Annotated in this window: 16 protein-coding genes; 6 read left to right on the top strand and 10 right to left on the bottom strand. The window is 43.5% G+C overall.

Annotated features, from left to right (window positions below; genetic code table 11):
* The first annotated feature begins 13 nt into the window (after positions 1-13).
* The 5 genes from AC1D0K_RS22780 (at position 14) to AC1D0K_RS22760 (ending at position 7,983) form a co-directional block, all read left to right on the top strand.
* Positions 14-976: a hypothetical protein gene (locus tag AC1D0K_RS22780; protein ID WP_295719105.1), complete on the top strand. Its 963-nt coding sequence runs from the start codon at positions 14-16 to the stop codon at positions 974-976.
* Positions 977-1,066: 90 nt separating this feature from the next.
* Positions 1,067-2,506, top strand: coding sequence for a PP2C family protein-serine/threonine phosphatase (locus AC1D0K_RS22775; protein WP_477463106.1), 1,440 nt, complete (start codon positions 1,067-1,069; stop codon positions 2,504-2,506).
* A complete protein-coding gene (locus tag AC1D0K_RS22770; protein WP_477396897.1) occupies positions 2,506-6,597 on the top strand; it encodes an FtsW/RodA/SpoVE family cell cycle protein in 4,092 nt (1,363 codons plus the stop codon). Before AC1D0K_RS22775 ends, AC1D0K_RS22770 begins: the two co-directional genes overlap by 1 nt.
* 12 nt (positions 6,598-6,609) lie before the next feature.
* Entirely contained in the window at positions 6,610-7,407 is a 798-nt protein-coding gene (locus tag AC1D0K_RS22765; protein ID WP_295719112.1) for an FHA domain-containing protein, read from the top strand.
* Positions 7,408-7,425: 18 nt separating this feature from the next.
* Positions 7,426-7,983 (top strand): hypothetical protein, encoded by a 558-nt coding sequence (locus tag AC1D0K_RS22760; RefSeq protein ID WP_477396899.1) that lies wholly within the window; start codon positions 7,426-7,428, stop codon positions 7,981-7,983.
* Positions 7,984-8,345: 362 nt separating this feature from the next.
* Here the strand turns inward: AC1D0K_RS22760 and AC1D0K_RS22755 are convergent, their stop codons facing one another.
* The 9 genes from AC1D0K_RS22755 to AC1D0K_RS22715 form a co-directional block, all read right to left on the bottom strand.
* Entirely contained in the window at positions 8,346-9,230 is an 885-nt protein-coding gene (locus AC1D0K_RS22755; RefSeq protein ID WP_477396901.1) for an alpha/beta hydrolase, read from the bottom strand.
* Between the two features lie 87 nt (positions 9,231-9,317).
* Positions 9,318-9,698, bottom strand: coding sequence for a hypothetical protein (locus AC1D0K_RS22750; RefSeq protein WP_477396903.1), 381 nt, complete (start codon positions 9,696-9,698; stop codon positions 9,318-9,320).
* A 123-nt stretch (positions 9,699-9,821) separates the two neighbouring features.
* Positions 9,822-10,709 carry an alpha/beta hydrolase gene (locus AC1D0K_RS22745; RefSeq protein WP_477396905.1) on the bottom strand — a complete coding sequence of 296 codons (888 nt, stop codon included), beginning with the start codon at positions 10,707-10,709 and terminating at the stop codon, positions 9,822-9,824.
* Between the two features lie 27 nt (positions 10,710-10,736).
* Positions 10,737-11,699: an MBL fold metallo-hydrolase gene (locus AC1D0K_RS22740; protein WP_477396907.1), complete on the bottom strand. Its 963-nt coding sequence runs from the start codon at positions 11,697-11,699 to the stop codon at positions 10,737-10,739.
* A gap of 347 nt (positions 11,700-12,046) precedes the next feature.
* A complete protein-coding gene (locus tag AC1D0K_RS22735; protein ID WP_477396909.1) occupies positions 12,047-13,141 on the bottom strand; it encodes an AI-2E family transporter in 1,095 nt (364 codons plus the stop codon).
* Between the two features lie 339 nt (positions 13,142-13,480).
* Complete coding sequence (locus AC1D0K_RS22730; RefSeq protein WP_477396911.1) at positions 13,481-13,984, bottom strand: hypothetical protein; 504 nt, start codon at positions 13,982-13,984, stop codon at positions 13,481-13,483.
* An 81-nt stretch (positions 13,985-14,065) separates the two neighbouring features.
* Entirely contained in the window at positions 14,066-15,043 is a 978-nt protein-coding gene (locus AC1D0K_RS22725; protein ID WP_477396913.1) for a Gfo/Idh/MocA family protein, read from the bottom strand.
* Between the two features lie 118 nt (positions 15,044-15,161).
* Positions 15,162-16,151: an L-glyceraldehyde 3-phosphate reductase gene (gene mgrA / locus AC1D0K_RS22720; protein WP_477396915.1), complete on the bottom strand. Its 990-nt coding sequence runs from the start codon at positions 16,149-16,151 to the stop codon at positions 15,162-15,164.
* Between the two features lie 94 nt (positions 16,152-16,245).
* Positions 16,246-16,581 carry a winged helix-turn-helix transcriptional regulator gene (locus AC1D0K_RS22715; RefSeq protein WP_477396917.1) on the bottom strand — a complete coding sequence of 112 codons (336 nt, stop codon included), beginning with the start codon at positions 16,579-16,581 and terminating at the stop codon, positions 16,246-16,248.
* 118 nt (positions 16,582-16,699) lie between these two features.
* Here AC1D0K_RS22715 and AC1D0K_RS22710 point away from each other — a divergent pair, with 118 nt between their 5' ends.
* A complete protein-coding gene (locus tag AC1D0K_RS22710) occupies positions 16,700-17,191 on the top strand; it encodes a lipocalin-like domain-containing protein (RefSeq protein WP_477396919.1) in 492 nt (163 codons plus the stop codon).
* Between the two features lie 95 nt (positions 17,192-17,286).
* Here the strand turns inward: AC1D0K_RS22710 and AC1D0K_RS22705 are convergent.
* Positions 17,287-17,497, bottom strand: a 211-nt coding sequence (locus AC1D0K_RS22705; RefSeq protein ID WP_477463105.1) for an integrase core domain-containing protein, incomplete at its 5' end; no start/stop codon positions are given.

Here is a 17,497-nt window from a genome sequence, read left to right as displayed (position 1 = left end):
AAAGATCCTCGGAATGGAATCAAAATCTACATTTTGGCAAAAAATAGGTTTGCAGGACTGGTTTCTGCCAAATGGAAAAGCTGCCGCTGTTGCTGCAGTAAATAATAAATCACTTACACCCGATGATGTTTACATGTACATTATCGAAAAATTCAGGGAATCAATCGGCCAGCTTTCTTTTGCCGATCGCGTGGTGTTTTACCATGAATATATCATCAGTTTTAACGAGGAAGACTACCAGGAGTTTATCAATAACCGCTCGGGCTTGTTTGGTATTATAGTTCACGAGTCGGTAAAGAAGTTTTATGAGCTCCTGCGCGAACACCAGGAGGTTGGTAAAAAGGTAGAGCCATCCAGCTCAAAATGGGTGTTCAGGCTGGTATCACATCCAGATTATGCCAAGGGCGATAAAGGCTTTATTGGTAAACTGTTGCCGGGCAGCAATAAAAAGGAAGAGAACCTGCGGGTTACTTTTATCCCCCGCCATACGGGTGTTGCCCAAACTTTAGATATCAGTAATGATATCCTGAAAGGCTTCACTTATTACAGCGAAGGATATTATGAACTGCCTTACTCCAACGAGCTGCATTATGATGAAAAGGATGTAGTGAAACCCGGTCAGCAGGTTTTGGCCCGACTGGATACCATTATGCCCGATAAACAGTTTGTGGGCCGTAAGGTAGAGTTCCTGATGAAGAATGAGGATATAGTAGTATCTGGTAATGAGGAAACCCGCGAAGAAGCAGCGGTATTTAAGATCCCGAGCGATTGGGTAAATACCCCGCACCTGCGTATCCGCATGAATAAAGCCGACGGCAAGCTGTATTTATCCTCATTTGGCGAGCTCACCATGATCAACGAACAGGAGGTTACCCGCAGTGATGTAAACTCACCACAATGGGTAGAGTTGCCTTTTAATTCAAAAATATTGCTGAATGGTATCATCGGCATCAACATATTTAAACCCGAGGCATAATGTCACAAATATTATCAATAGGCATATTGGCAATATGCGTTTTATTATTGCTGGCCCATTTTATTGACATTAAACAATCCAGTAGAAACCATGACAAATAATTTTTTCGGGATAACGGATACGGGCAGGCAGCGGGATAATAACGAGGATGCCTTTATTGCTCAAAAAACCGGTGATGGTGACTTTATCATTGCTTGTGTTATTGATGGTGTGGGTGGTTATGTAGGCGGCGAAGTAGCTGCAGAAATGGCACGGGAGTGTATCATCAAAGATCTATCGTTCATAGCAGGCAACATTCCTCCATTACTGGTAAACACTTTTATTAATGCCAACCGGCAGATCTATGACCGTAAATTGCAGCAAAAAGAGCTTGCAAACATGGCTTGTGTACTTACGCTGGCAGTTATTGATTTAGAGAATAACCAGTTTTATTATGCCCATGTTGGCGATACCCGTTTGTATTTGCTGCGCGATAACTCGCTTATTAAAATATCAAAAGACCATTCCTTTGTAGGTTTTCTGGAAGACTCAGGCCGGTTGAGCGAAGAGGCGGCAATGGATCATCCAAAACGTAACGAGATTAACAAAGCGCTTGGTTTCGACCCAAACATAGCCAAGGATGCCGATTTTGTAGAAACCGGTCACTCACCATTTTTACCCGGTGATACGCTGCTGATATGCAGTGACGGCCTTACCGATATGGTGGATAAAAACCTGATAAAAGGTATTTTAACCGGAAGCGGATCATTGGAAGACAAGGGCGCAAAACTAATTAATGCTGCTAATAGCAAAGGAGGCAAGGATAATGTGACTGTTGTGCTTGTGCACAATGATAAGGCTCCGCGCCAGCAAAATGCCACGCGTCCGGCAGCTGCGGCAGCAACAAGGGTTGCCGAAGAAATTATAGACCCCATACATCAACCTAAATTACCAGATCCCCCGCCAATATTGCGGGTAAAGCAAAAAAGTAACCGGGGTACGGTGATCGTGCTTGCTATTTTGTTCCTGGTGTTTTTATGCGGATTTGTGTGGGAGTACTGGGTAAACCAGCAGTTAAAGCATGATGACGTTAAGCCAACTGTAGCCGTAAAAGCAGTGAAGCCCAAAAGCGCCGGAGAGATCAAGCTGCAGGATACCCTCAATAAATTAAAAGGCAATACACTTATATTATCTGAGGCCGATTTTAAGGAGCCTATTATCTTAAGCGACTCCATTTACATAGCAAAGGATAGTTTGTACATAAAAGCAAAAGGTAAAATTGTGTTCAGGAAGGATTCTGCTTACAACGGGCCGGGTATAGTGCTATCGGCCAAAAGCAAGTATGTGGTGTTGGATAGTGTGGCCTTTGATGGCTTCCGGGTGGCGGTTGCAACCCATAATGATGCCCTGGTGTTAAAATATGTACAGTTTAATAACTGCGCTTTGCCCGTGCAAACCTCCTATGTTTTCCCCGATAAAAAATATGTTTCGGGCAGGTTGTTTGGCGGTATGTTCAAAATAGATTCACTACCCAAAGTCATCAAAAAATAATGGATAAGGGTACACCCGCGGCTCCAGGCAGGCGAATGGAGCGACTGTTTTTATTACTTACCGGCATTGTGCTGCTTGTTTTGTTTGGTAAACTGTATGCCGTTTTGCAACAGAAGTTTGTTGATGTAGATAAACGACTGCATGATGGTACCATTGTAAACCTCAATGCGCCAAACCCCGCCAGAAATGTAGCCGCGCTATTAAAAAAAGGGTATTATTTTGACGACCCCAGGGATGTTGATTACATCCAATCAACTATTGCGGGTAAGGCAAATGCAGCCACAGCTTTTGATAACGCCGGTGAGCTTAACAAACGGAGGTACTACGTTAATGCCGATGAGGCGATGGAGCGAGGAGGCGAATCGTTCAGGCAAAGGGTTATGGATTCGCGCGAGTTGCTGGGTTACACAGGTGATGATTCTATCCGGTTTACTCAGGAAAAAAATCATCCGCCAGAGGTTCCCGCACAAAATGATCTGGGCCTGGGAGAGTATAGCATCAGCGGTACTATTAAACATAAAGACGGGTTGGTTGCCGGGGTTTTGGTTAGGCTGAATATGATATTGCCTAAGGATAGCATCTACTCTGACGAGGAAACCGCCGCTAAAAATACAACAACCGAAAATACCGTTGCTTCAAAAAAAATATATGTTTTAAATGGCGATAAAAAACGGCAGCTGCAATCACTAACCGCTTTTGCCCGTACCGATGCTTACGGTAAATACGCGTTTAAAAACCTGCCTACCGATAAAGCCTTTGAACTGTTACCCCTGCAACCAGGCTTTGAGTTTGGCCGCTCGCAAGGGGTGGTTGAGTTGAATGACGATAAAACCATTAACTTTTCACAGTCGGCGCATAGTATAAAGCTGCTTTCAACCCGCGATTTTAATATCCTGAAAAAAGAAGGAGCATTCATTGTTCGTACTATTGATGATTTTAATACCTGGTACTGGATAATAGCAGCCAGCTTTTTTGCCGGTTTCATCCTCATCCATATCTTGCTCAGTGCCCGTTATCCGCAGGCCGATCAATTGATTTTGCCATTGGTAATGATGCTCACCGGCATCTCGTTCCTTACATTACTAAGTTTGCAGGACCCTTTACGGGATAGGTTTTTAGCCAAAGATACCCTGATGTATTTAGGCATAGGCGTTGGCGGTGTATGCCTGATGATGTTTATCAATCTTCGCCGCCTTACTGCCGATTCTATGTTATACAGGCTGCTGGTTTTTAAAAATACCCGCAGCGCGGCAAACGGCTGGCCCTGGGCTATCGTGGCGATGGGCATTTTGTTCAGCACTATTTTATTTGGTACCGGCCCCGAGGGGAGCGGAGTGAAAGTTAACCTTTTGGGATTTCAGCCCAGCGAGATCGTTAAATATTTGATCGTTATTTTCCTGGCGGGATTTTTTGCGGCAAACGAAAAATTCATCAGCCAGTACGCCAGCTGGGGTAAACGCTGGTCGTTTTTTTCATTTGCTTTAACAGCTACGGTGATAACCCTGCTGCTGTTTTTAGTTTTGGGCGATTTGGGCCCGGCAATGGTAATCTGCTTTACGTTTATTATCCTGTTCTCCTTCTCCCGCGGCGATTTTCTGTCGATGGCCGGTTTTGTGGTTTTGTTTGTATTGATCACCTGGTTTTTTGATAATGTTTGGCTAAGTGCCGGTATTACTTTTGGTATACTGGGTTTAGTAGGGTTTTTAAAACCGCGATTCCTGAGCGAGTCGGCTATTATGGCGCTTATTGTGGTGAGCGCGTTTTTAACTATTGATAAAATTCCGGGGCTGGATAAGATCATTCCCGGCCCGGTTGAAAGGTTGGTTGAGCGTAAAGCCATTTGGCAGGACCCATGGAACAACGAAGTGTATGGCGGCGACCAGGTAGCCAACGGCCTATGGGCTATGGCCGGTGGCGGCTTAACCGGCGAAGGTGTGGGCCAGGGTTTCGCTAAAACCATACCCGAAGCGCATACCGATATGATATTGCCATCTATTGGCGAGGAGTTTGGCTGGGCCGGTATGGCAGCCGTATTTATATTGTTTTTGCTGTACCTGCACCGTTCTATTATTATTGGGCGGCAAACTGGTACGCCGCTGCTCTTTTATCTCAGCGCGGGCATAGGCGTATGTACCTTTGTGCAGTTTTTGCTCATCGCGGGTGGATCAATCGGCGCTTTGCCATTATCGGGGGTATCTCTGCCTTTTGAAAGTTATGGTGGTTCATCACTGGTAATTAATTTATTGGCTACCGGTTTTTTACTCTCCGTATCTATGGTAAAAGGCACACAGGTACAAATGAGCTTTATCACCAAACAACAGGATAAAAACCTGGTGCCTGCTTTGGCAGCTGCATTGGCTGCGGTGGTTTTGTTAACGGTGAATGTATCGCGCTACAGTGCCGACAATAAAAAGTGGGTAGTAAAACCCGCGCTGGTTGCTGATAAAAGCGGCCTGCGGATGTTTAGCTATAACCCACGTATAGCTATCCTGATGAACAAGCTGCAGGCTGGTTCCCTATTGGATAGAAATGGGTTGATACTGGCTACCAGCAGGCCTGAACTGATTGAAAAGCAAAAAGCAAAATTGGCAACATCGGGTATAAAAAATTATGACCTCGACTCGGCCAAACATAAAAGACTGGAAAGATTTTATCCTTTTGAAGAACAAATGTTTTTTTGGACTGGGGATGTAAATACCGGTGTATTTAACGGAAGTACCAATGGCTATTTTGCCGAGTATGAGCATGCCGCCGAGCTGCGCGGCTTTAAAATGCCTATCACCAGTTACAATGTAAAAGCATCCCGTTTCCAGGAAGATAGGTTTTTGCCCCGTGGTGTAAAGGAAATGACGGTGGCCAAAAAAGATTATAGCGCATTGGCGCCGCTGCTACTGACAGATATTAACGGGCCTGAAGTAGCCGCGTTTAAAAACCGCAACCGCGATGTAAAGCTTACCATGGATGCCGATCTGCAAACCAGCATTCAACAATCTATAGCAACAGATACTTCCCTGTATGATAATCGCGTATCTGTGGTGGTAATGGAAGCCAGTACCGGCGATGTACTGGTATCGGCACAATACCCGCTGCCGCCCGTACATAACTGGGATCAGTTAACGATGTCGCAGACCGATCAGAATAAATTATCCAACTGGATGACCACTACCGATTTGGGCTTTACCTACGCCTCGCAGCCTGGCTCAACGGCAAAGGTATTAACGGCCATGTCGGCATTTAACAAGCTTGGAATGGCTGCCGCTGAGGTTACCTATCATGTGAGCACTGCGGAGCGAATCCGTACCAAAGGTATTGAGCCGGATGAAACAGGGGTAATTACCATGGAGCGTGCGATAGCGAAATCAAACAACGTGTATTTTATTAAGCTGGCCAACCAACAGCATTTAGAGGAATATATGGTTAACCTTTACATGAAAACAGGAATGTTCCTGCGTGGTGTAGGTGGTTACTATTATAATAAACCGGCAGATAATGATGCGCAAGAAGAAAAATGGCGTAACCTGTGGCGTAAAACCGAATTTAATACCAAGCCCCGGTATGATCCTAACAATATCCATAAAACCAGGGCTAAGGGTATTTCGGGTATGGCATGGGGTCAGGGCGAGCTGATAGCTACCCCGGCATCTGTGGCCCGGCTGGTATCGGGCGTGGCTAATAATGGTGTGCTGTTGGCCAATCGTTTTGTACTGAACATTGGCAAAACCAAAATGCCGGTAAAAGAGGGTATCAAACTGGCCGACAAGCCAGATTACGCCGCTATGTTGAAGCAGTACATGATAGCCCAAAGCGCGCCTAAAGTACCTATATTGGGTATAGCGGTTGCCGGTAAAAGTGGTACGCCTGAGCGTATTGTAAAAAATAAAAGCGTGAACGACGGCTGGTACGTGTTTTTTGCACCCGAGGCAAACGGAAAGGGTAATATGGTTGTTTGTATCCGTGTAGAATCAACCAAAGGGTCATCAGATGCCGTGCATTTGGCTGGTAAGCATGTAATACCATTCCTGCTCAAAAAAGGTTATATGAAAAGCATAACCCCAGTAAGTGTAGAAACACCAGAAGAAGTGAATCAATAAAAAATATAGAACATGGCATTTAATTTTTTTAGTAAAAGCGGCGGCGAAAAGCGCTCTGTGGATGTAAAAAGCCTGCGCGATGCCTTATTGCGTTTTATAAAGGAAGCCCTGCAAAAGGTAGAAGGCGGCGAAGGAAGACATATTAAAGAGCTGCTGCTGTACGTTGCCCCCATTGCAGAAGAAAAGCATCTATATGAAGGTGCGGTTTACGTGCACGAAAAAGAAGTTTTCCGCAATGAGGTTCAAAGAATAGCAGATGATTACGCTATTGATCTGCCGGAAGACTGGACGATAGAAGTTTTATTCACCGATCAATTTCCGGCCGAAGCTTCTAAAATTCCCGGACTCGATGCTGCTTTCCTGATGCATACCCGCAGGCAGGTTGCCCATAATGCTTCATCGGCAATAGCCTATATCCGGATATTGAATGGCGAGGCCGAACAGGAAGAATATATTGTTAAGGCGACGGATGGTAAGATCAATATTGGCCGGGATAAAAAAGCGGTTACGGATAATGGATCGTACCGGTTAAATAAGATCATATTCCCGGCTGTAAGTGATGACGAAAGCAACAAATTCATCAGCCGCCAGCATGCGCATATCGAATGGAACAAAGATGCCGAGTGCTTTATGATTTTTGCGGATGAAGGAGGCGTACCTCCGCGTAATAAAACCAAGATCCATATTGCCGCTGATGATAAGTTGATAAAACTAAACTCTACCCAGATAGGTCATCCCATGAACGAAGGCGACCAGGTGATATTAGGAGAATCGGCAGTATTTTTATTTAGCGTTAAAGCCGAAGGATAGTAAGGGAGTTTTATTGAAATGATCAGGAAGATATTTTTATTGGTTTTAATAGTTGGCATAAGTGCTTTAGCGCACGCGCAAACTGCCGATGAGGTTTACAATACTTACATTGATTTTAACGAAGCCAGGCTGAACGCGGATGCAGACAGAGCAATGACCCTTGCCGATAAAATTCTGCCGGATACAGCCAAACTAACACAAAAGGTACGCACCAGTTTTTATAATTTCCTGGCTAAATTGTATGAGGAAGATAATCAAAGTATAAAGGCCATTAAGTACTATCAATTGGTTATAGCCGCCCAGCCGAATTATTATATAGCGCACCGCGCATTGGGTTACCTGTATCTTAAAGATATGCAGGGCAAACAAACGGTGGTTGATATCGCCTACATTACCAAAGCAAAAAACGCCCTGCCCCACCTTGAAAAAGCCCAGGCCTGCGAGCCGGATGATAATACACTCACGATTATTAAGGTGCTTTACAAAAATTTACATGATGAAAAGGCCATCGATACGCTGCCCGCACGTATGGAGTCGCTAAAAAAGAATTGCATCGATCTGTTAAGTGATCAGTAGGCTGCGGATGTGCGGATGTGCAGATTTCAGATGTGCAGATTTCAGATGATCTTTTCGTCCCCTCAGGGTCTCCTTGAAAAGGGACCCAGAGGGCGCTTGTTGGGTATAAATGCAATCCTAACTACAGGGCTCCTCAGGGTCCTCTGCGAGAGACCCTGAGGGGACTGAAAGAAAATTGTCATTTCGATAGAGCAAGAGGAGGAATAAGCGATGGGGCGAAAGAGAAATCTTATGCGATTTGCTAACGGACTTTGTATGTCGTATAAGATTTCTCCTCGTACCTCGTTCGAAATGACAACGTTTTTTTAACGCGATTTTCTATAATCTAAACAATCTGTAACTCTCATCTGCATATCCGCAGCTTACTTTTGCCTGAAACTATCGCCTATAAACTCCAGGGCGTCGGTGATGCCGGTTCGCCAGTAGGTCCAGGTGTGGGCGCCATCGCGGATGCGGAACTCATGAGGGACTTTCTTTTCCATCAATGCAATGTGCAGCAGTGAATTTCCTTTGCTTAAAGCGTCGTCGTCACCGCAATCTATCCAGTAACGTACATCTTTCAAATCATCGGTAGTTTTGCTTTGTACCAAGCCCAATATGGAATTTGCTTTCCAGGTATCATTCAAGCGTTCGGTACCTTTAAGGTTCGGACCGAATATTTTGCTGTATACTTCTGTCCAGCGGGCATCGGGTATGGCAGCAAAATCTTCATCGCTGCGTACTGCGGCGCTAAAGGCTGCCGCTGCCGAGAACATATCCGGGTGTTTTATGCTGTAAATAAGTGTACCGTAGCCACCCATGGACAGCCCCGCAACGGCACGGTATTTTTTGCTTGTTTTAATGCGGTACTCCTTTTCAACAGTTGGGATAAACTCTTTGAAAAAGAAATCTTCATAGTTTTGTTTGCCATCGTAGGAGTTGATATAAAATGTAGCCTTTGCATCCGGCATCACAATAATCATCGGCGGTATTTTACCTTCGGCAATTGCTTTATCAGCATAGCGGTTAACCTCGCCAAACTGTAACCAGCCGGTTTGGTCGTCACCATAGCCGTGCAGGAGGTATACTACCGGGTAGTTGCGGTTTGATGATTCGTAATCAGCAGGCAGGTAAATGGCATATTTTACATTATGCCCTAAAATATCGCTTTTAACATTTTGCTCTTCAATTACTTTACCAACCGGAATGTGCTGCGCAAACGCGGTTGACGCGGATAGAAAAAGGCAGATTAAGATAAGTTTTTTCATTTGTAAATATTTTAGTTAGGAGCCGTATTTATTGCATTAGTAGTTATCACCAGCATATTTAAAATTTGCAAATCTGCACATCTAACCTCAGTCGGCGTCCCTTACCCAGGGTTCTTCGCCAACAAAAGCTATGTTTAAATGGGGAACATCAATTTTAAATTTCCAGGTGATGTTTTCGTGTTTGTCGTTTTTAATATCGCTGCAGGTAAAAAAGTAATAAACCTTAAACTCGCATTTAAATGCCCCGTTTAAATTATCAGCATTAAAGCTTGCCTGAACTATATCAAACTCCCGCACCTCCGGCGATCCACCTTCGTCATAAAAATAAGCAGCAAGGCTTTGACATAGGTTAGTATGATTTTGTTTATCCGCAAACACCTGATTCAAAAACTGTTCAACGGAAATTTCACCACCCGATAACTTCCCGAGAATATCCGCAGAAAACGATAATTTAAAATCTTGTGCCATATCCAGGTATCAAGTAGTTAGTATCAAAATCATTAATCAATGTACAGCTATGCAATGATAATAATCCGCACATCTGTAATCTGCAATCTGCACATTTGAAATCTGCACATCTGCAATCGCAGCCTACTTCTGCCTAAAGCTATCACCCATAAAAATAAGCGCGTTGGTGATGCCGGTGCGCCAATAGGTCCAGTTATGGGCGCCGTCGCGGATACGAAATTCGTGCGGCACTTTCTTTTCGGTAAGGGCGATATGTAACAGGCAGTTTCCTTTGGTTAAAAAATCATCGTCGCCGCAATCTATCCAGTAGCGTACTTTGCTTAGGTCTTCCGCCGTTTTGTTTTGCACCAGGTCTAAAACTGAATTAGCTTCCCATGCCTTGTTTATCCGGTCTTTTCCCTTTAATCCGCGACCGTACAATTGACCAAAAACTTTTTCATAATTCTCATCAGCCTGGCCGATCATCTGATCACCAGGTAATACGGCCGCGCTTAAAGCCGCCGCAGCCGAAAACAACTGAGGGTATTTAATAGCATATATCAGGGTGCCATAACCACCCATTGAAAGGCCGGCAACGCCACGGTATTGTTTTTCGGTTTTTATGCGATAGGCTTGTTCAATATGTGGCATAAACTCTTTAATGAAAAAGTCCTCGTATTTTTCCTTACCATCATAAGAGTTAATGTACCAGCTCGAATCGGCATTAGGCATCACGATGATCATCGGCGGGATGGTTCCATCGGCAATGGCTTTATCGGCATAACGGTTTATCTCTCCAAACTGCAGCCAGCCGGTATTATCGTCAGTATAGCCATGTAAAAGATATACAACCGGGTAAGTACGGTTAGCGGTTTCATAATCGGCAGGTAAGTAAATGGTGAACTTTACATTACGTTTAAGAATTTTACTTTTAACCGTTTGTTCCTCAATTACCTTGCCTTGTTGCGCATAAGTGCTGCTTACGCTTAAAAGGAAGCAAAATAGCAAGCAATTTTTTAAGATGTTTTTCATGTATTTGGTTTGGTTTTTGGCTGATGGTTAAAAAGTTAAAGGTTTGCCCTGTTCGGGATAAATCAGGTTTAATTGCAATTTATTTTGTGCCCTGAGCTGTGCTTTTATTTTAGTCATGTTTTTAACCGGTGGTTTTAAGTGGGTGACAACTATATTTAATCCCTTTAATTCCTCTTTACCGGTTAAGGCGGCCAGCTTATTCATTTCCACCATAAGCCAGTTGGGTGTAAGATGGCCAAACAGTGTTTTATCGGGCTGCTCATTAGGGAAAGATACTTCTATCAAAATAGCTTTTAACTGTTTGTTTTTAACAAGGGGAGTAATGGCCTGCCAAAGATTTTGCAGGTTGTTGCTTTTTTCTATTTCGTCGGGACCGGTATCGCCCAGATATAAAACATAAGCATTGTTACTGTGTACCAAACAGGCGGTGCTGGTAAGGTTTGAGTGGCTAAGCGGGAATGCCTGCACCTTCATATTAGTATTCTCTATGGCGGTTTCGTTACCGGGGTTAAGCACCTGGTAATGGAATTTTTTTAACGCCGGTGTTTCGCCCTGATCGGCAAAGTTGGCCCAGCTTGCCCAGGTAAAATAATGTGTTTTTAGGGTTTCGAGTGTGCTTTGTAAGCCGTAGATATTTTTGGTACTGTCATCTGGCGAATTAATGATCAATCCGGCGAGGTGATCGAGATGGGCATGCGATATAAAATATCCTTTGATGTATTGCCTCAATACGGTTTCTGACGGTGCGGTGAAAGCCTTGTTTTCAATGGCTTTTTTAATGCCGTAGTGCAGGGTGCCGGCATCTAAACAGATGTAATTATTGGTTCCATTGGCTGCCAGCATGTAGGCCGATAGGTTGCTTTCGTCGATACCACCCCAAACGCCCAGGGGCACCAGCCTAAAGGCAGCAGTACTTTTGACCTGCGCCATTGTGAAAAAAGGCAGTAAAAGAAATATGGCAATAATTAGTGAGGTATGCTTACGGTTCATTAACGGTAGTTTTTCAATTGCCATTATAAAACAATTGGTAAAGCACTAAATTAATGATATACCCATCAATTAAGCAAAATAAAATAAGTGTTTCAAAAATGATACCTGGTGGCCAGGCATCGCTCGCAAAAGAATTTTTTTATAGGGAGCCAAAACAGAAAAATTTTAAAAACGGGCCCACGCTTACGCCTGGTAGTAAGGGCTTGCTTACACTTTTTGCACCTGTAAACCGGGCGCAGGTTATTACTAACAATTTGCATTATTTTAAAGGGGTATCTTTATGATACAAATTTAAAATAAATTGCAAACAGTTAAAATGAGCACCTCAATTTTTAAAAAAAAGTAATTTACTCGACTTCGATTTTGGGGACTGCCACTTTGTTGTCTTCATTATCACCGCCCAGTAGATAACCCCATGGCTTAAGACTTTCTATCCTATCAAAAATAATTTTAAAAATAGCGATCACCGGAATGGAAAGAAACATGCCCGAAAGTCCCCAGACCATTTCGCCTACTATAATGCCAATGAATGAGATGAGTGCGTTAAGCCGCACTTTTGAACCTACAATTGTTGGCAGTAAAAAGTTAGCATCAACAGCATGGATAGATATTACACTCACTATAACCGTAATGGTCTTGCCAATATTACCGGTAGCAAAGGTGATAATAGCGCTAAGCAATAGAGCGGTAAAAATACCTATATAAGGTATAATGTTAAATAAACCTACGATAATGCCAAGTAATACGGCATATTTTATACCTATCCACCAAAAAATGGTAATAGCCACGCTGGCCACAATTGCCATTTCAAGCAGTAAGCCCAGTATGTATTGTCTTAAGATGCTTTGAATGTTCTCTACAATATCCATCACCACGTGCGAATTTTCGTCTCTGAAAACCCAGATGATAAAACGCAGCAGCAAGCGTCTGTAAAGCAATATGAAAAAGGTAAATATGAGGATAAATACATAAAATATCATGAGTGATGATATGGCCCCGAAGGTTGTACCCACCACATCGGTGCCCGATGCCATGATTTTTTTAGATGCATCGTTAACATACTTTAGTTGACTGCTGGCGTTTATGTGGATAGCTGATTGTATCCACTCCTGCAGATCATGCAGCGATTGGATAACCTGGTTTTTAAGCATTGGCCAGTCGTTGGCTAAGTTGGAGATCTGCGAGCCTACCAGGTACAATATGGAACCTACCAAAGCTACCATTAAAAGTATGGATACCAGGGACGACATACTGCGTGGCAAGCGTATTTTTTTCTCCAAAAAATTGGAAACCGGCAACAGTAAAATAGCAAATATGAACCCAAAGATGAGCGGATCAAGGATATCTTTACCCACAATGATGAGGTATCCGAGGGCTAAAAAACCAATTAAAGTAAGTGCAAGACGTTCGTAAAAAGGGGCTATAAGTTTCTTTGCCGGCATGTGGTAGAGGTTATATTCTGTTTTTTGATATGGGTAACGGATATCCAAATCAGATGTTTGAAGATACAAAAATATTGATCAACAAAATTTATCCTTTTATTTTGTAATTAAGGGTATAAATCTGTGCAAGCCCGGCAAAGGTAACACGGGATAAGTCTGCAACAGGCAAGTTTGAGACATTGCAAGCGAGAATGTCCTGTGGGATGCCGATCCGTCAGCCGACGGACGGCACGACGTTCGTTTTTGAATTTCGAACTTCTCTCTGGCTAATGGAAAAGGGAAAAGCCATTGTATAGACGCGATTTTCCTGCATCTATACAATGGCTTTGTTTAAAATATCTATTTAAAATCAGTAGCTATCCAGCTGGCTAAATTGCCTTCTTTATTAATTTCAATCAGCTTCTCTACATCATCATCTTTTTTGTGCGATTCTTCGATGTTGTATTTGGCTATCATGGCTCGTAATGCTACAAGGTTGGCTGTGCTTTTATCAAAGTCGGTTTTATGCTGTATGGCAAATTTGGCATATTGCGAGGTGTAGGTAAATAACAGCTCGGGGTTTTGATCTGTCAGGTCATTAACTGCTTTGTTGATGGTTATGGAAACGTTATGAGCTCCCTGCACCCAGGCCAGGATAAACAAGCGGGCTACCCGTCTTTTATCTCTTTTGTCTTTCCAGCCGGTTTGCTGTAGCCAATCGGCCGTGGTTATTACCTGTGGTTCGTACATGGCAAAGTCGGCATCGGTTTGTAGAACATAGTTCATGGGCACATCAAATTTTTGTGCCCTTGTAGTTAAGCTAAAAGCAGTTAGTGCTACTAAAAGTATTAAAGTCGTCTTCATTTTTGTTTTTACGGGATTAATTAAACCAATGAAATTTCAAACGCAGAATTTCATGGATGTTTACTAATAAGGAAAAACCGTTCAATTAGTTTTTGTAAAGGCATCCAAAATATCCATTAATACAACGGCCTCATCAATAGAGCAGGGGTTGGGGCCTTCATTTTTAAAGTAAGCCACAATCTTTTCTATCATCGGCTGCTGTATATGCTGCGGATGCTGAAACGTTATAGTTTCATCCTCTGTGTCGGTTTTCCAGTTTATATAATTGCCAAAGAAGGGGAAGGTGATCTTCCCTTTTGTGCCGATGATTTCGCAGGTATCGGTGGCCACATTTTCGGCAACGTTAAAACACCAGGAGCCGTTAACCACTACTTTGTTTTTAAATAAAATTTCTCCGCAAACATGGTCGTCTGCCGGAGTGGAGGCTGATTGATTGAGCGAGAAGCCATGATATTTCTCCGGCTCGCCAAAATAAAACAACATCAGATCGAGCTGATGCGGGGCAAGGTCATGAAAATACCCGCCGCCAGAAAACTCCGGAAGCACCCGCCAGTTGGTTTCAACATCGGCAATGAGTTTAGGCTTGCGGCTTTGCCACATCCTGATCTGTACGGTACGCACATCGCCAATTTTTTGCTCATCCAACAGCTTCTTTACAGCCAAAAACATGGGTACTGCCCGGCGGTAATGAGCCACCGTTAGTTTTGAGTTGCCCTGCCTCACTGCCTCCGCCATGGCACGCGCCTCGGCGGCATTACGGGTAACCGGTTTTTCTACATATACATTAAAGCCTTTTTGCAAAGCATTTAAAGCATAATCCAGGTGCGATGATGGGGGAGTGGCAATGTAAATGGCATTTATATCCGCATCGCTCATCATTGCATCCGCGTCATTATACCATTTGCTCACCCCGTGCCTGCTGGCGTAGTCGGCAGCCTTCGCGGCATCACGGCGCATTACGGCAATAAGGTCGCTGTCCGCAATTTTTTTAAATGCCGGTCCGCTTTTTTTTTCAGTTACATCGCCGCAACCAATAATGCCCCAATTGATAGTAGCCATATATAGAAGCTCCCTCTAAATCTCCCCCTAAAGGGGGAGACTTTTAAAATTAAAATTTAATAAATTCAATATCGTATCGCAACTGCATTTCTGCTCCCCCTTTAGGGGGCCAGGGGGGCTAAACCAATATCGCCTCTATCTGCGCCAGTTCATCAGCAGAAAAAGCAATATTATCCAAAGCCTTTAATGAATCGGCCAGTTGCTCGGCGCGGCTTGCACCAATCAGTACCGATGTAACCCTGGTATCTTTTAATAACCAGGCTAATGCCATTTGGGCAAGTGTTTGGCCGCGTTGCAGTGCAAGGTCGTTAAGGCGTTTTATTTGGCTTAGTCTTTCTTCGGTTATTTGATTTACCTGTAAAAATCCGGTTGCCTTTGCAGCTCTGGAATCTTCGGGGATACCATGCAGGTATTTGTTGGTTAGTAAGCCCTGTGCCAATGGCGAGAATGGGATACAGCCAACACCTTCGTTACCCAGTACATCCATTAAACCACCTTCAACCCAGCGCTCAAACATGGAGTATTTGGGCTGATGGATAAGGCATGGCGTACCTAAGTCTTTTAATATTTTGATAGCTTTTGCAGCTGTTTCGGCAGGATAGTTGGAGATGCCAGCATACAGTGCTTTTCCCTGGCGAACGATGAGGTCAAGTGTTGCCATGGTTTCTTCAAGCGGTGTTTCGGGATCCGGGCGGTGGTGATAAAAAATATCCACATAATCCAGCTCCATACGTTTTAAGCTTTGATCTAAACTGGCAACCAGGTATTTTTTTGAACCCCAATCGCCGTAAGGGCCATCCCACATGGTGTAGCCGGCTTTACTGCTGATGATCATTTCATCACGGTAACCACGGAAATCTTCTTTCAAAATACGACCAAAATTTTCTTCGGCTGAGCCCGGAGGCGGACCGTAATTGTTTGCCAGATCGAAATGGGTAATGCCGCTATCAAAAGCGAGATGTAAAATTTTACGGTAGTTTTCGGTAACATCAACATGCCCGAAATTGTGCCATAAACCCAGCGAAATGGCCGGTAATTTGATACCGCTGTTACCACAACGGCGATATTGCATTTTTTGATACCTATCTGCAGATGGAACGTATGTCATATATAAAAGGTAAGAATAGTTTGGTTTTTAATGTTCGTAAAAATAGAATTTTATATAGATAACCGAAGTAAATATTTTGTGATGATTGCTGGTTTTATGGCATAGCTTCCACATTATTAGTCAGCATTTGCTGTTTGGCCCAATCTCTTAATAAGGATAAAAAGGGGAGCAATTCCCTGCCGGTTTCGGTAAGTTCATATTCAACTTTGGGTGGTACTTCCACGTAAACTTTGCGGGTGAGCAAGCCATCGTCTTCCAGTTCTCTTAATGCCTGGGTAAGCATTTTTGGGGTAACGCCGGTAACTGTTTTACGCAATTCGCCATATCGCAGGATGCCAGTTCGTAATCGCCATAAAATGCGACCTTTATATTTACCGCCTATACGTTGAAAGGCGTAGTCTATTCCACATTTGGGCAGCTGTCTTTTCATTTTTTTATCTGTTAGTCAAAAATAATATAGCTGATTTACAGGTTGGTAACTTTTAAGTGACCGGGTTACTTTTTTGTGCCTACTTGATAAAGGTACAGCACAAATATAACTTTGATACATGAAAACCAACCTGATAATCATATTTTGTGTAATGAGTAGCCTGCTGGTATCGGCTCAAAAAAAGGAAACCAAATTAACCGGGACTTATGCATTGGTTGCTGTAGATAACATTCTTGCCGATGGCAGCCGGGTTCATTTATATGGGGATGCCCCGCAAGGCTTACTGATATTTGATGGGCAAGGCCATTATGCATTACAGATCTTTAGCCAGGGGCGACAAAAGTTTGTTGCCAATGATAAAAGTAAAGGCACAGATGAGGAGAATAGTGCTGCGGTAAAAGGCAGCAATGCCCATTTTGGCACTTATGCCGTTGATGAGGCTAATGGAACTATCACCTTTAATATTCAACATGCCTCATTCCCTAACTGGGAGGGGACACTACAGAAGCGACCGTTTACTCTTATTGATAATATTTTTAAGTATACTGTGCCTGCGCCAACTACAGGAGGCGCTGTAACGGGGGAGGTGGTATGGAGGAAGGTTGAATAGTCTGAATCAGAATTTACAGGATTTGAGAATTAACAGAATTTCCCACGCGTCATTGCTGTAAGGGTTTAGTAATTCGGTAACAGAATCAGGTATTTTTATTTGTTGTTTAGGGTGACCATATCGATAGGTTTTTTACCATTGATGCCCTGATGTGGTCGTTCCCAGTTATAATAAACAAGATATTTGAGGAGTTCATCTTCCAGCTCTTCAAAGCTGTCGAAATCGGTATCTTCAATAAGGTCTTCTTTAAGGGTCCTCCAAAAGCGTTCCACCTTGCCGTTGGTTTGCGGTGCCGTTGGTTTGCGG

Source organism: Mucilaginibacter sp. P1_A3, from assembly GCF_056406855.1.
The sequence above is the reverse complement of the archived record's forward strand: the minus strand, read 5'-3'. Positions and strand labels throughout refer to the sequence as shown.

Bases quoted from the DNA above. Each gene is read 5' to 3' on its own strand.
- AC1D0K_RS22780 (WP_295719105.1), top strand. From the start codon at position 14: ATGGAATCAAAATCTACATTTTGGCAAAAAATAGGTTTGCAGGACTGG.
- AC1D0K_RS22775 (WP_477463106.1), top strand. From the start codon at position 1,067: ATGACAAATAATTTTTTCGGGATAACGGATACGGGCAGGCAGCGGGAT.
- AC1D0K_RS22770 (WP_477396897.1), top strand. From the start codon at position 2,506: ATGGATAAGGGTACACCCGCGGCTCCAGGCAGGCGAATGGAGCGACTG.
- AC1D0K_RS22765 (WP_295719112.1), top strand. From the start codon at position 6,610: ATGGCATTTAATTTTTTTAGTAAAAGCGGCGGCGAAAAGCGCTCTGTG.
- AC1D0K_RS22760 (WP_477396899.1), top strand. From the start codon at position 7,426: ATGATCAGGAAGATATTTTTATTGGTTTTAATAGTTGGCATAAGTGCT.
- AC1D0K_RS22755 (WP_477396901.1), bottom strand. From the start codon at position 9,230: ATGAAAAAACTTATCTTAATCTGCCTTTTTCTATCCGCGTCAACCGCG.
- AC1D0K_RS22750 (WP_477396903.1), bottom strand. From the start codon at position 9,698: ATGGCACAAGATTTTAAATTATCGTTTTCTGCGGATATTCTCGGGAAG.
- AC1D0K_RS22745 (WP_477396905.1), bottom strand. From the start codon at position 10,709: ATGAAAAACATCTTAAAAAATTGCTTGCTATTTTGCTTCCTTTTAAGC.
- AC1D0K_RS22740 (WP_477396907.1), bottom strand. From the start codon at position 11,699: ATGAACCGTAAGCATACCTCACTAATTATTGCCATATTTCTTTTACTG.
- AC1D0K_RS22735 (WP_477396909.1), bottom strand. From the start codon at position 13,141: ATGCCGGCAAAGAAACTTATAGCCCCTTTTTACGAACGTCTTGCACTT.
- AC1D0K_RS22730 (WP_477396911.1), bottom strand. From the start codon at position 13,984: ATGAAGACGACTTTAATACTTTTAGTAGCACTAACTGCTTTTAGCTTA.
- AC1D0K_RS22725 (WP_477396913.1), bottom strand. From the start codon at position 15,043: ATGGCTACTATCAATTGGGGCATTATTGGTTGCGGCGATGTAACTGAA.
- mgrA (WP_477396915.1), bottom strand. From the start codon at position 16,151: ATGACATACGTTCCATCTGCAGATAGGTATCAAAAAATGCAATATCGC.
- AC1D0K_RS22715 (WP_477396917.1), bottom strand. From the start codon at position 16,581: ATGAAAAGACAGCTGCCCAAATGTGGAATAGACTACGCCTTTCAACGT.
- AC1D0K_RS22710 (WP_477396919.1), top strand. From the start codon at position 16,700: ATGAAAACCAACCTGATAATCATATTTTGTGTAATGAGTAGCCTGCTG.